This is a genomic window from Sediminispirochaeta smaragdinae DSM 11293 (genome assembly GCF_000143985.1).
GTDB lineage: Bacteria > Spirochaetota > Spirochaetia > DSM-16054 > Sediminispirochaetaceae > Sediminispirochaeta > Sediminispirochaeta smaragdinae.
Map to the genome: position 1 here is coordinate 4,010,143 of NC_014364.1, position 14,484 is coordinate 4,024,626.

Consider the following 14,484-nt stretch of genomic DNA (forward strand, 5'->3'; position numbering starts at 1 on the left):
ACAGTAGCAAAAAGAAAGCCTGCCCGCGTTCCCAGCCATTGGGCATAGGCTTGCAGACATCAAAAAAGCCATCCGCCCGAAGGCGGATGGCCCTATAAAAATCTTTGCTTTGCTTTTAGATAGGATTAGAAATCCACGCAAACCTTGAAGTAGACGCCGCCATCAGCAAGAGCAGGAATAGAGTTATAGTTTGCAGCCTTACCATTACCATCAGAGTAGAGGTAACCAAGGGTATAGGCAGCACCACCGATAGCATAGGTAGCACTTACATCAAGACCAAGAAAATTATCATCAGCATCATCGGTCAGATCAAAAATCGTTCCAACATCGGCAGAAAGAGCATCGGTAAGGGCATAGGTTGCATCAAGACCAAGCTGGTTAATAGCATCATCATCATTACCATTCATGCTCACGCCAAAACCGGCAGCAGCAACGGTAAAGAACGCACCAGCACCATATTCGACTTCCTGGTTGACATCAGCAGCAGTTACACTACCGTCACCATTTCCATCAAGAGATGGAGCAACATCATAATCTAAGTCATATGCAAGAGAGGCACTAAGTGCAAGTCCCATGCCATTACCAAGATCCATCTCATACTTATCTTCGGTGTAGAAAATATTATGAGCATAGGTATCATCGGAGGAGACAAAACCAACGGTTATACCCAGAGCATCATTCTGGAAAGTACCACCGACAAGAATGCCAGGATTATTGTCGACATCCGCATCAAAGGTTCCCGCAAGAAGCAGGGTAATCATGTCGTTAGGCATAATTTCAAGCTGTCCGGCACCTTCGGTAGCAAGACCGATACCACCAAGATCTTCCAGAGACCAGCCGGTGATGTCGAAATCGTCGCCGATGCTGAAACCGTCATAACCAACGGTGGATACGATACCGATAGGAAGACCAAGCTGGGCGCCCCAGTCGGTCACGATCTCCGCATAACCAAGGTGCAAATTACCAGCTGCTCCAGCAGTAAGATCATTCGATCCGTCAGCATCCTCAATCTCAGCCTTGAATGTGTTGTAGTCATCCATGGTTACCGCAAAATCAAGTTCGATTTTATCAAACTTTCCAGTAAAACCAGGTCCCGCATCGGGGTCACCGGCCATGAAACCGTAGTCGAATTCGCCGGTCAGGCTCACTTCGGCAGATACAACAAAAACACATGCCAAAGCCAAGATAAGAACAAGAGCAATTTTTTTCATCCGTTCTTCCTCCATTGTGTTTTAGGGAGCCAAGCATACCGCCCGACTAATTCCCTTTCTCAATTTATACTGTGGCCAGTATATCAATCCCCGTTCAACGCTGTCAAGCAAAAAACCTTGTTTCAAATGTTAGCAAAGTATCAGAATGATGGTTGATCAAAACAAAACAGGCGCGCAATAATGTAACATACGGTAAGGATCTATCGCTGAAGGTATATAAACCATGGGCATAAACGAACGAAAGCTTCGCGACAAGGAACGAAGGGTCGCAGAAATTCTCGAGGCGGCAAAGGGCCTGTTTCTCGACAAGGGCTATCTCCATACCACGATGCTGGACATCGCTGAACGGTCGGAGCTGAGCAGACGGACCATCTATCTCTATTTCAGAAGTAAAGAGGAGATAACCTTTGCGGTGATGGTCGGCTCCTTCGGATTGCTTCGCGATAAGCTGAAGGAAGCGGTAAAGAAGGCATCGACGGCACTGGGTCAGCTCTACCGGATGAAGGAGGCCTATTTCGACTTCTATCGCAACCATTTCGACGACTTTTACTCTACCCTCTACTTCGATCTCAAGCTCAACACGAAGAATATCACGACGGAAGATGCCAGGACCTGTTTCAATATCATAACCGAAATCGTACAGTTGCTTTCGGATGTGCTGCAGCGGGGGATGGAAGATAAGACGCTTCGCCCCATAGAAAAGGTCGACCGTACCGCCTTTACCATGGCCACCATTATCATGAGCACGATGCAAAAGGCGGCCATTCGCAAGGAACTGCTTGAGTACGCCACGGATTTCAGCGAGGAGGAGATAATCAGCGAGATGTTCGACCTTCTCTTCCTTTCGGTTAAGCATTAATTCTCTACATATTTATCGCTTTTTCTTCTCCTCTGATTGACGACGGATGATGTGATTGTTATGTTTATTGCACATAGAGTGCAATAAATACACGCAAAGGATGTTTACATGAAAAAGATTGTGCAGCACCCAAAACTGATCATAGGCATCATCCTTGTCGTCACCCTTGTATTGGGGTTTCAGATCCCCAATATCGTGATCGACAATGATGTGAAGAACTACTTTCCGGAAGATCATCCCTCCAATATTCGTATGGAAGAGTTGGATGATATCTTCAGCGGTCAGGTTATGATGGCAATCTCCGTAACCAATGACGAGGGGACGATTTTCACCCCCGAGGTGATCGATGCCGTCTCCAATCTGGTCGAAGCGATCGAACCAATGGCCCATGTAGAGGATGTCGATGCGCTGACAAACTCGGACTTTCCAACGGGAACAGTCGACGGCATGGCGGTAGGCCCACTGGTATGGGATGATTTCGACAATAGTCCAGAGGCCTTTGCCACCCTGAAAGAGCATCTTCTGGAGTGGCCGCAGATGTATCGACGGGCCCTCTTTTCCGATGATTTCACCTCGACGCAGTTGATCGTTTCCATCGAAGAGGGGCTTCCCTCCGAAGAGATGAGCGTTATCTACAAGAATGTCGAAGATGATATCGCCAAGCAGAAAGAGCTGCACGAGGGCCTGACCTTCAGGTTAGCCGGTGATCCGGTCATCTTCGAGCGGGCAAAGGACTATATGTACAGCGACCTGGGTCATCTTGTTCCCGTCGTTATTCTGGTGGTCCTGCTCTGTCTCTACTTTTCCTTCCGCAGGATACGAGGGACCCTCCTTCCCCTGATCGCCGTCACCATCAGCACCATCTGGACCATCGGCATTATGGCCCTTTTCGGTGTCAAGTTTACGGTTGTGTCCACCTGTCTGCCGGTTTTGCTCATCGCCGTGGGAAGCGCCTACGGTATCCACATGATGAACCACTATTATGCCGAGATTGCAGGCAAGGAGGGAAAGGTCTCCTTTGACGAGCACAGGGCTTTGGTTACGGCCTCTTCGGCCCACGTCGCAAAACCCATTCTCCTTGCCGGTTTTACCACCATCGTCGGCTTTGCCTCGGTCACCACCAGCCCCATCGTACCGCTGAAGCAGTTCGGAATTTTTGCCGCGGTGGGATCGGCCATCGCCCTGCTCCTCTCCCTTACCTTCATCCCCGCAATCTTGGTAGTAAGCCCTCCCAAGCAGCGGAAGCATGAAGAAAAACAGCACAAGGCAGAGGAAGGAGAAGGAACATTGATGAAGATCTACGGTGCGTTAAGCAGGCGCCACTGGAAGATCATCTTCATTTCCCTGGTCGTCGTCGGGGTGTCCCTCTGGGGCCTCTTGCGACTGGATATCCAGAGCGCCCTTCTCGATTATTTTCCCAGCCACAGCACCATGCGCGTGGATACCGACTACATCAGCGATAAATTCGGCGGAACGACAACCTTCAGCGCCGTGGTCCGGGCCGATGAGGGGAAATCCATTATCGATCCCGAACTTCTCAAGAGCATGGACGACCTGAGCCTCCACCTCCAGGAACATCACCCCGAGATCGGGAAAATCATCTCCTTTACCGACTTCATCAAACGGATGAATCAGATCATGAATTATCCGCCGGCCACCGTCGAGGCGACAAGCCCTGAGACGGGGACGGAATCCGGCCAGGGTTCCGATCAGGGCTTCGGAATGGATAGTTTTTTTGACGACGATACGAGCCTGGCCAACGAACCTGCTGCTACGGCAGAGGCTTCCGACGACGGTTTCGGCAGCTTCTTCGACGATGCGGAGCCGGGCGGGGAAGCAGAAGCGGCTGCCGCCACGGCGGATACGCACGAGGCAGGCCAGGATCCCACGGAGAAATACAACTACGATACCTACAGCACCGAGATGACCTACCGTGATTTTCTCGCTCTGCTTGAGGATGCCATTTCGAAACGGGCCGGCTACACCATGAGTGTCGACGAACTGGTGAAGGGCATCGAGAAAGGCTTCAACTATAAGGGCGCAGATTACTATGAGATCCCCTACGATCCGGCAAAGTATCCGGTCGCCAGCAGGGAGGAGTTGGGAAATCTGGTCAGCCAGTATCTGCTTCTTTACTCAGGATCCCTGGATGATTATGCGAACGACCCCCTTGATCCGGATATTGCCCGCATGCTGATTCAGCTAAAAACCCATAAAACCAGCGACACCGATGCGGTAATCAAGGATATCAACACCTATGTGGCGAAGCATTTCCCCGAAGGATATCGCGTGGAATGCACCGGTGTGGCAGAGATGGAAAAGACCCTGACCGACATGGTGATCAGCTCTCAGCTCGTCAGCCTTTTTGCGGCCCTCCTGATCGTCTTTGTCATTGTCGCTATCTCCTACCGTTCCCTGGCTGCCGGAATCTTCGGTATTATTCCCCTCTCCATGGCCATTCTGGTTAATTTCGGCATCATGGGGATCACCGGCATCAGACTGGACATGGTTACCTCGATAATCGCATCCATAGCCATTGGAATCGGCGTCGATTATACCATTCACTTCCTCGACAACTATCACCACGAACGGCTGGCCAGTGATGATCTGGAGCTGGTAACCCGAAATACGATACTCCTTTCAGGTCAGGCCATCATCATCAATGCGGTATCGGTCGCCCTCGGCTTTCTGGTACTTACCCTTTCATCCTTCGTGGTGCTTAGATATATCGGGCTGCTGGTGGCCATCATTATGATTACCTCATCCCTTGCAGCAATGACCATCCTGCCCGTTCTTCTAAACATCTTTAAACCGGCCTTTATCAGCAGACCGGCGAACATCAAACGACCGGGAGCGGAGACTTCCGGGAAGGAAGAGTAACATGAAAAAACGAACCATCATTGCGTTGGCGGCAGCCTTCCTGCTGCCGGCGACAAGCTTCGCCCTTACCGGGACCGAAATCGCTCAGAAAGCCTACGATGTGGAAGACGGTACCACCCGACATACCGCCGTTCAGATGGACCTCATCGATAAAGACGGTTCGGTAGATGCACGGCTCATCGAAGAGTGGGGCAAGGACGATGCGAACGACCTCACCTCCGTGGTCATGGTCTTCAGAAGCCCGGCCTCCGTCCGCGACACCAGGTTCCTCCAGATCGAAAACAAGGGACGGGACGACGATAAGTGGATCTACCTCCCCGCCCTCAAACGGGTCAGGAGGATCGCTTCCAGCGAAGGCGACAAGTCATTCATGGGATCGGATGCCACCTACGACGACATGGACACCAGAGAGGTCGAACAGGATACCCACGACCTTATCAGGGAAGAGAGCGTCGGCCAGTGGAACTGCTACGTGGTCAAAGACACACCGGTCGATCCATCCGACAGCCAGTATTCCTACCGCATCTCCTGGATCGACAAGCAATCCTTTGTTCCCGTCAAGATGGAGATGTACGACAAGCAGGGTGAGCTGGTAAAGGTGCTCACCGTGGAAAAGCTTGAGAAGGTCCAGGGATACTGGACTCCCCTCCAGAACCTCCTGAAGAACGTACAGACCGGTCACTCCACCAGGCTGACGGTCAAGAAGATCGTCTTTGACGAGAGTCAGCCCGACGCCCTGTATACCACCAACTTTCTCCAGACCGGACGGGTCCAGTAGGAGGGAGGTATGAGCAGCTTGAAAAGAACAGCAACGGTGGCCTTCACGGCCGCCGCCCTCCTGCTGGCGGGGGTAAGCCTTCCGGCAGACGACTTTTCCTTTGACGACTTCGGCAGCTCCGACTTTGGCGATGACACGGGGACAGCGACTGCAGGAAACAGCTCTGCCTTGGAAGTGCACGGAGAGCTGGACGGAAGCCTGCGGGCAACCGTGGGGGAGGATGCACTCTCGGATATCGGTGCTATAAGCAGCGAGGACGACAGTATCGAATACGGCAGCGAAGCAAAACTCAACCTCACCTACACCGGGGACAAGATCGATGCCTTCATCAACCTTCAGCTTGATCCGGACCGGCTTGACGAGGATATGAGCACCCTGTTCGACGAGGCCTATCTTCGCTACTACGGTTCCGGCTTCGACTTTGAGACCGGACTGATGAAGGTGGTCTGGGGGAAGGGGGACCAGCTGCATGTTGTGGACCTGCTGAACTCCGATGACTTGACCGATTTCATCAACCCCGACTATATCGACCGGAGGATTGCCGTACCCATGGCAAAACTCAATGTGCAGGTGGGGGGCCAGGGGAAGCTTGAGTTCGTCTACATCCCCACCCTCACCCCCAATACCAACCCCACCAGCGGGGCATGGGCCACACAGCAGGCCCAGGATCTTGCTGCCGCTGTAACAAGCTATCTGGACACCTTAGCTGGTAGTGATGCAGTCTTTACCACCCTGAACAGCTACGAGGATATGCTCTACCCCGATACCGACACCCTCGACTACAGTCAGGCGGCGGTGAGGTGGACCGACAGTTTCGGCGGGATGGATGTCGGGGCCCTCTACTACTGCGGCTTTCTCAAGGATCCTTCGGTTGATGTCGCAAACCTCGATATCTCCTATGACCGGCTTCATGCCTTCGGTCTTGAGGCAGGAGGAATCCTTGCGGGCTTCAATCTCAGGAGTGAGGCGGCCTACTACATGACCGAAGACATTGCGGGGGATGATCCTGTGGTGCACAACAACTCGCTGAACTATCTGGTGGGCTTCGACCGGGACCTGCCGCTGCACAACATCAACCTGAATATGCAGGCGACAGGCAGTTACATCCTGAACAACGATGAGATTTCAAGCGGGGATATTGAGTATGACAGTGACGACGATTACTCGAGTAATCTGATTGTCTGCAAGATCTCCGACACCTTCAATCACGAAAAGGTGAGTATAGAGGCGAAAGGGATCTATGAGATTGAGGATGAGGATTGGATGATAGGGCCGGTGATAACCCTTGCACCCAATGGGGAGTTTGAGTTTTCCGCCGAGGCGAGGTTCTTTGGCGGGGATGATGACGGAAGGCTCGGACAGTTCGACGAGAGCAGTTACCTTCAACTCAAGGTCAAAGCCATGTTTTAAGCCTTGCTTCAATTGCAAGGAAGGAGTGATGCGATATGAAAAGGGTGTTGCAAACGGCGCTGATCGTCTTGATTACGGCGATATTTCTCAGCAGTTGTCTCAGCCTCAAGCCTTTCACCGATGAAGAGATCGACCGTCTAACCGTGGTCGAATCGAATACGACGATTATTACATAAATTAACGACGCTGTCGGTTCTCGGCAGGATGAGCCTTCCTCCTATCCGGCTGGCACCGGTGGGGATTACCGGGAAGCAGTCCCTGCGGAACGTCAGAACTTTACGGGAACCGACAGCTTTTTTTCCACAAGCCTGTATCGAAAGAAAAATAATGACAACTTGAGTTATTGATACAAGTCCTATACACTTTTGATGCTCGACGGAGGACCTATGACGCGTGAAGAAAAAATTTGTAGTGCCGCCTTTTCTCTTTACATCAAACATGGCCCTCAGAGGGTCAGCATGCAGGAAATTGCCGATACGGCAGGTGTCAGTAAAAAAACCCTTTACAACCGATTTGGCAATAGAGAGAAATTACTTGATCGTACCATTGAGTGGCATTCTCGTCGTATGGTTGGCTTTTTCGAAAACTTAATGGAAAGCGATGTATCGATTGCGGAAAAACTGGTGAAAGCTATAGAGTTTGTATCCAGGGAACTCGACCGGGAAATCGAAGCCCTCCAACAGGAACTGGTGCGGCCCAATCCTTACCTAAAGGATATTCCCGTCAACTTTATACACAAGAAGATACGATTGATGCTCGAACAGTTGGTTGAGCAGGCAAAAGATGCCGGTCTCTGCCGAACCGATTATTCGACTCGGATGATCATCTATATCATCCTTTCTATGATAAAAGGGCTTACAAGCTGGAAAGCCGTGAGTGATGTGTATACCGATAGCAAGTATTTATTCGGAACAACCATGAAATTTATTTTAGATGCGTTTCTCACGGAAAAAGGGAAAAAAGTTCTCCCCGTCGATACATTTCAAACCCTCTAAGAATCTGAGAAATCCATTATTTCGTTGTTAATATGAGTGATTTCTCTTGTTTTTTGTATTCTTCGTCACTATATTACACTTATAACACATTATGAGTGTAATATAAGCAAGCGGAGGAAAATTTGAAAAAGCTTTATCGCTATCCGTTAGTAAATATCATCGTCATCGCCTTGGTGACACTTTTCTTCGGACTGCAGATTCCCAAAATCACTTATGATAACGATACGATGAATTTTGTTCCCGATGATGATCCGGCTCTCACAGCCTTCGAGGATTTTGAAGATCAGTTTGGCAGTGCCCTGGTCATCGATCTCGTTATTAATAGTGATGTACATTCTATTATCAGTCCGGAAAGCCTCGCCATTATCCAAAAGCTTAGCGATGAGCTGGAGCTCTTAAAGGGCCAGGAGAAAATCCAATCCATCACAAACACCGACTATATACGAGGAAAGGATGGAACCCTTACGGTAGGTCCGGTGTCGGAAAACGAAGATGGAAAGCTCATTCCCGCAGATACCCTGCGAAAACGATTAAATAGCTGGAAGAGTATGTACGACAAGATGCTCCTCTCCAAGGATGAGCATTCAACACAAATTGGCATCACCATTGATTACAACCTATCGATCGAAGAGCGCGAAACCATATACAATGATATCCAAGAGCTCGCAAAAAAGATCTTACCCGATGGATATTCCTATTATCTTGCAGGTCTTCCGGCAACTACTATCCAGGTCAGCGAAAATATGCGGCATGACCTTTCGGCTCTGATTCCCCTTGTTTCATTATTCGTTCTCATTATTCTTTTCATCAGCTTCAAAACCATCGGAGGAGTGGTGCTCCCCTTTCTAAATGTCATCATCAGCACCATCTGGACCATCGGATTAATGAGCCTGACAGGGACTCCTCTGACTATTTTGGGAGCGACAATTCCCATCCTCATGGTAGCAGTGGGCAGTGCCTACGGGATACACATCGTCAGTCATTACTATGACGAATTGAGAAATCCCGAAAATTCAGGGATGACCAACAAAGAAATTGTCTACAAAACAATGGATGCCGTTGGCAGCCCAGTATTTTTAGCAGGCCTGACTACCTTCATAGGCTTTGCTTCCCTGGCGGTCAGTACCGTAGTACCGATGAAATTTTTTGGCTTTTTTTCTGCTTTCGGTGTTCTTTCAGCCCTCTTTGTCGCCTTTGTTTTCATTCCCTCGGTATTCTTAATGGCACGAGGTACGGGAGAGATCAAAAAAGAGAAACAAGCGAAGCCGGAACGGAACTATGTTTTTTTGAAGATCCTCAGCAACACAGCCACGAAACACACAACCATGGTACCGCTTGTCAGCATTCTGCTTGCAGGCCTTTCGATATTCTTTATTCCGAAGGTCGTTGTGGAAAACAATCTCATCGACTTTTTCAAGAAGGATACAGAGATCCGGCAAGCCGACAGATTTATCCGTCAGGAATTCGCCGGCACCAGCAGTTTCAACATCACCATCGAGGGGCAAGAAAAGGGAGACTTGAACAATCCCGAAATACTCCAGAGTATGGAAAACACTGCCGACTATATTCGGACAAACTATCCGGAAGTCAGTAAGGTTATCTCCTATTCGGAATATATCAAGCGGATAAATCAGGTCCTTAACGAGGATCTTCCGGGCAAGATAGCTCTCAAGTCGGAAAGCAATGGCACTTCAGACGGGACCATGGTCCAACAACAAGAGGCTTCGACCGCCGATAGTACCGGCGATAACTTTTTCGAGGACAGCTTTTTCGGCGATGCTTTCGGTGATACTGCCATTGGCCAGGAGGAAGACCAGGCTGCGGAAAAGGCGACAAGCCCGATGTCGACGGATGCTGCTCAGAATAGTATGCCGGACAATAAACCGGAGAAAGTCGATATGCTCGAAGCACTATTCGATGCCTACCGAACAGACCCCGATCATTTTATCGATGAGCTGGGACGGCTGACAAATTACGACGGTCTTGATTACTATGAGATTCCCACTGACTTGGATAAGTATCATCTTGCAAATAAGGATGAATTCAAGAATCTTATCAGCCAGTATCTGCTTCTGTACTCCGGCTCCCTCGATGATTGGTCCGATAACGCCCTTGAACCACAGAAAGCACGGATTTTGGTACAGCTTGGAAAAAGCGGAAGTATTATTGCCTCGCGCATAACAAAAGCAATTGTTCCTGCAATTGAAATGATGCTGCCGGAAGGCTACACCTTTACGATCAGCGGTTCATCATTGGTCGAGAGTTCTTTGACGAACCTGATTGTTACATCATCTATTGCAAGTATAATCCTCTCAATCATCCTGGTCTTTATTATTCTTACGATTGTCTATCACTCCGTCCTTACGGGATTAATAGGTATCGTTCCTCTGCTGCTTACGGTTCTGATCAACATGGGGATCATGGGACTTACGGGCATCAAGCTCGATATCAGCACTGCGATGGTAGGAAGCATCTCAATCGGAATAGGTATCGACTATACCATTCATTTCCTTTCAAGTTACGCAACAAACCTGCGATCTTTATCCTCCAGGGATGAGACAACCGTAAAGGCAATATTTACCACAGGGAAGGCGATCATATTCAATGCCGTATCGGTTGCGGCCGGATTCTTCGTGCTTACATTTTCCAGATTTACTCCCTTGATATACTTCGGAATCCTGGTCATCATCACCATGACGGTATCTTCGATCAGCTCGCTCATTCTCCTGCCCCAGCTTCTGAAACATCTCGATGAAAAACATCTTATCCGCTCAACGAACATCAAACGACCGGGAGCCGAGACTTCCGGGAAGGAAGAGTAACATGAAAAAACGAACCATTATTGCGTTGGCGGCGGCCCTGCTGCTGCCGGCGACAAGCTTCGCCCTTACCGGGACTGAAATCGCTCAGAAAGCCTACGACGTGGAAGACGGTACCACCCGACATACCGCCGTTCAAATGGACCTCATCGACAAAGACGGTTCGGTGGACGCACGGCTCATCGAGGAATGGGGCAAAGACGATGAGAACGACCTCACCTCCGTGGTCATGGTCTTCAGAAGCCCCGCCTCCGTCCGCGATACCAGGTTCCTCCAGATCGAAAACAAGGGCAGGGACGATGATAAATGGATCTACCTGCCCGCCCTCAAGCGAGTCAGGAGAATCGCTTCCAGCGAAGGTGACAAGTCATTCATGGGTTCGGATGCCACCTACGACGACATGGACACCAGAGAGGTCGAACAGGATACCCACGACCTTATCAAAGAAGAGAGCGTCGGTCAGTGGGACTGCTATGTACTCAAAGATACCCCGGTCGATCCCTCCGACAGCCAGTATTCCTACCGCATCTCCTGGATCGACAAGCAATCCTTTGTTCCGGTCAAGATGGAGATGTACGACAAGCAGGGTGAGCTGGTAAAGGTGCTCACCGTGGAAAAGCTTGAACAGGTCCAGGGATACTGGACTCCTTTACAGAACCTTCTGAAAAACGTACAGACCGGTCACGCCACCAGGCTGACCATCAAGAAGATCGTCTTTGACGAAAGTCAGCCCGACGCCCTCTATACCACCAACTTTCTCCAGACCGGACGGGTTCGATAGGAGGGAGCTATGAGCAGCTTGAGAAGAATAACAACGGTGGCCTTCACGGCCGCCGCCCTTCTGCTGGCAGGGGTAAGCCTTTCGGCAGACGACTTTTCCTTTGACGACTTCGGTAGCTCCGACTTTGGTGATGACACCGGGACAGCGACTGCAGGAAGCAGCTCTGCCATCGAAGTGCACGGGGAGCTGGACGGAAGCCTGAGGGCTACCGTGGGGGAGGATGCACTCTCGGATATCGGTGCTATAAGCAGCGAAGAGGACAGCATCGAATACGGCAGTGAAGCAAAACTCAACCTCACCTACACCGGGGATACGATTGATGCCTTCATCAACCTTCAAATCGATCCGGAGAGGCTTGAAGATGATATGAGCACCCTGTTCGACGAGGCCTACATTCGCTACTACGGTTCCGGCTTCGATTTCGAGACCGGACTGATGAAGGTGGTCTGGGGTAAAGGAGACCAGCTGCATGTTGTGGACCTACTGAACTCCGATGACTTAACCGATTTCGTCAACCCCGACTATATCGACCGGCGGCTTGCCGTACCCATGGCAAAACTCAATGTGCAGGTAGGGGTTCAGGGAAAGCTTGAGTTCGTCTACATCCCCACCCTCACCCCCAATACCAACCCCACCAGCGGGGCATGGGCTACACAGCAGGCGCAGGATCTTGTAGACAAAACAGAAGAATATATAACTTACGTTGCTCTTTCTGCTTATAATGAAACTTATACTGCGACCAGCTCTGAAGCCGCCGCGACCCTTGCCGAAGCCTCGATACTGGAGAAGTATAGCGACGGAAGCGCCCTCTACCCCGATACCGACACCCTCGACTACAGTCAGGCGGCGGTAAGGTGGACCGACAGTTTCGGCGGAATAGATGTCGGGGCCCTCTACTACTGCGGCTTTCTCAAGGATCCTTCGATATCCTATACCGTCGATGGCAGCGGAACGCCTACAGCCATCGATATCTCCTATGACAGGCTTCATGCCTTCGGCCTTGAGGCAGGGGGAATTGTCGGAGGATTCAATCTCAGGAGTGAGGCGGCCTACTACATGACCGAAGACATTGCAGGGGATGATCCTGTGGTACACAACAACTCGCTGAACTATCTGGTGGGGTTTGACCGGGATCTGCCGCTGCACAACATCAACCTGAATATGCAGGCGACAGGAAGTTATATCCTGAACAACGATGAGATTTCAAATGGGGATATTGAGTATGACGGTGACGACGATTACTCGAGTAATCTGATTGTCTGTAAGATCTCCGACACCTTCAATCACGAGAAGGTGAGCATCGAGGCGAAGGGGATCTATGAGATTGAGGATGAGGATTGGATGATAGGGCCGGAGATAACCCTTGCACCCAATGGGGAGTTTGAGTTTTCCGCCGAGGCGAGGTTCTTTGGCGGGGATGACGATGGTCGGCTTGGACAGTTTGACGAGAGTAGTTACCTTCAGTTCAAGGTCAAAGCCATGTTTTAAGCCTTGCTTTCGATGCTGTCGGTTCTCGGCAGGATGAGCCTTCCTCCTATCCGGCTGGCACCGGTGGGGATTACCGGGAAGCAGTCCCTGCGGAACGTCAGAACTTTACGGGAATCGACAGCTTTTTCTTCCATAAAAACCTACAATATGACGTCTAACACGATGCGATATCGCTATTTGTGCTGCATGGTTCAGCCTGCCATATAAAAAAACCCGCCGGCTGGCACCGGCGGGATGTACAAAGCAGTCTCTGCGGAACGTCAGAACTTCATGTAGGCCTTGACTTGGAAAACAGCCGCCTGAAGGGCAGAAGCCTGTTCCCCCCAAAGGGGAATCCGATAGTTAAACGAAAACTCAAGGGGTACGAGGCTCCTGGTAACAAATACATTTACTCCGGGAGCGACCCGAAGAAGTTTGCTGTCATCATCCTGTCCCTCTCCATCCAGTTCAGTTTCGGGAGTCATCACATAGGTAACCGGCAGCATAGCACCAAGCTCAATCCCTTCGGCGACGGTAACATCGTAGTGAGGCTCTACTTCAAGGGTTAGATCATAGCCGTAGTCGATTTCATCAATTTCATCGCCACCAAGCATAACAGAGTAAGCAGAGTTCAAAGCAGCACTAAAGGACTTGTCTGTATCAACAGGGAAATAGTATTTGTACTCACTGTAGAGGTTGAGATAAAAATCATCGTTTACAACATAGTCACCATAAAAGCGGGCCCCAAGGCCATAGGCGTTATGGGAAGGAAGAACCTGGTATGATTTTCCTGTCATAAAGTTAGAAACCTCGTCTTCGGCATCATAACCAAAGGCCATGGGGATAATAATACCGCCGGCAAAAGCGACACGAAACTTTTCACTGTAGACCGGGGCAGCTTGGCCGATAACTTGAACCTTCGCACCGGCAAAAAGTTCATATGCACCCGTATACTCACCATCATCATTTGAATCATCAAGCGTATCGTTATTACCGACAAACGTGTATCCCGGGGTCCACTGGAAGGCGGCACTAATAAAATCGGTAATACCATATTCGGCGGCAATGCCAAGGTTAAAGTAAGACTGCTCATCCCCGTCAACCTTATCGCCATCGCTGTCGAATTCCTGATCACCAAAGGAATACGAGGGTACGAAATAGAGCCTCAGAACCCCTTTCGGAAGCATTTTCGCTTTGTCCGCCATCAGCATAGGCGCGAACATCGTCAGGGTGATCATCACAACAAGAAATTTCTTCATGTGAAATCTCCTTCTTTGGAATTAC

Annotated in this window: 12 protein-coding genes; 9 read left to right on the forward strand and 3 right to left on the reverse strand. The window is 50.2% G+C overall.

The features are described 5' to 3' along the window. Positions 1-125: 125 nt before the first annotated feature. On the reverse strand, positions 126-1,211 hold the full coding sequence (locus SPIRS_RS18760) for a hypothetical protein (protein WP_013256265.1): 1,086 nt from the start codon (positions 1,209-1,211) through the stop codon (positions 126-128). Positions 1,212-1,434: 223 nt separating this feature from the next. Here SPIRS_RS18760 and SPIRS_RS18765 point away from each other — a divergent pair, with 223 nt between their 5' ends. The 9 genes from SPIRS_RS18765 (at position 1,435) to SPIRS_RS18800 (ending at position 13,221) form a co-directional block, all read left to right on the forward strand. Continuing rightward, positions 1,435-2,070, forward strand: coding sequence for a TetR/AcrR family transcriptional regulator (locus tag SPIRS_RS18765; RefSeq protein ID WP_013256266.1), 636 nt, complete (start codon positions 1,435-1,437; stop codon positions 2,068-2,070). Between the two features lie 108 nt (positions 2,071-2,178). Beyond that, entirely contained in the window at positions 2,179-4,950 is a 2,772-nt protein-coding gene (locus SPIRS_RS18770; RefSeq protein ID WP_013256267.1) for an efflux RND transporter permease subunit, read from the forward strand. 1 nt (position 4,951) lies between these two features. Continuing rightward, the gene (locus SPIRS_RS18775) at positions 4,952-5,728 is read left to right on the forward strand and encodes an outer membrane lipoprotein-sorting protein (protein ID WP_013256268.1); all 777 of its coding nucleotides are present in this window, start codon (positions 4,952-4,954) and stop codon (positions 5,726-5,728) included. A gap of 9 nt (positions 5,729-5,737) precedes the next feature. Continuing rightward, positions 5,738-7,138, forward strand: a complete 1,401-nt coding sequence (locus tag SPIRS_RS18780; protein ID WP_013256269.1) for a hypothetical protein — start codon at positions 5,738-5,740, stop codon at positions 7,136-7,138. A 35-nt stretch (positions 7,139-7,173) separates the two neighbouring features. Next, positions 7,174-7,314, forward strand: a complete 141-nt coding sequence (locus tag SPIRS_RS22550; RefSeq protein ID WP_013256270.1) for a hypothetical protein — start codon at positions 7,174-7,176, stop codon at positions 7,312-7,314. Positions 7,315-7,524: 210 nt separating this feature from the next. After that, on the forward strand, positions 7,525-8,133 hold the full coding sequence (locus SPIRS_RS18785) for a TetR/AcrR family transcriptional regulator (RefSeq protein WP_013256271.1): 609 nt from the start codon (positions 7,525-7,527) through the stop codon (positions 8,131-8,133). A 122-nt stretch (positions 8,134-8,255) separates the two neighbouring features. Continuing rightward, positions 8,256-10,955 (forward strand): efflux RND transporter permease subunit, encoded by a 2,700-nt coding sequence (locus tag SPIRS_RS18790; RefSeq protein ID WP_013256272.1) that lies wholly within the window; start codon positions 8,256-8,258, stop codon positions 10,953-10,955. A gap of 1 nt (position 10,956) precedes the next feature. Further along, positions 10,957-11,733 (forward strand): outer membrane lipoprotein-sorting protein, encoded by a 777-nt coding sequence (locus tag SPIRS_RS18795; protein ID WP_013256273.1) that lies wholly within the window; start codon positions 10,957-10,959, stop codon positions 11,731-11,733. A 9-nt stretch (positions 11,734-11,742) separates the two neighbouring features. Further along, complete coding sequence (locus SPIRS_RS18800; protein ID WP_013256274.1) at positions 11,743-13,221, forward strand: hypothetical protein; 1,479 nt, start codon at positions 11,743-11,745, stop codon at positions 13,219-13,221. Here SPIRS_RS18800 and SPIRS_RS22555 read toward each other — a convergent pair. After that, entirely contained in the window at positions 13,218-13,355 is a 138-nt protein-coding gene (locus tag SPIRS_RS22555) for a hypothetical protein (protein ID WP_171814788.1), read from the reverse strand. The genes SPIRS_RS18800 and SPIRS_RS22555 overlap by 4 nt on opposite strands. 126 nt (positions 13,356-13,481) lie before the next feature. Next, entirely contained in the window at positions 13,482-14,459 is a 978-nt protein-coding gene (locus SPIRS_RS18805) for a hypothetical protein (protein ID WP_013256275.1), read from the reverse strand. Positions 14,460-14,484 lie beyond the last annotated feature (25 nt).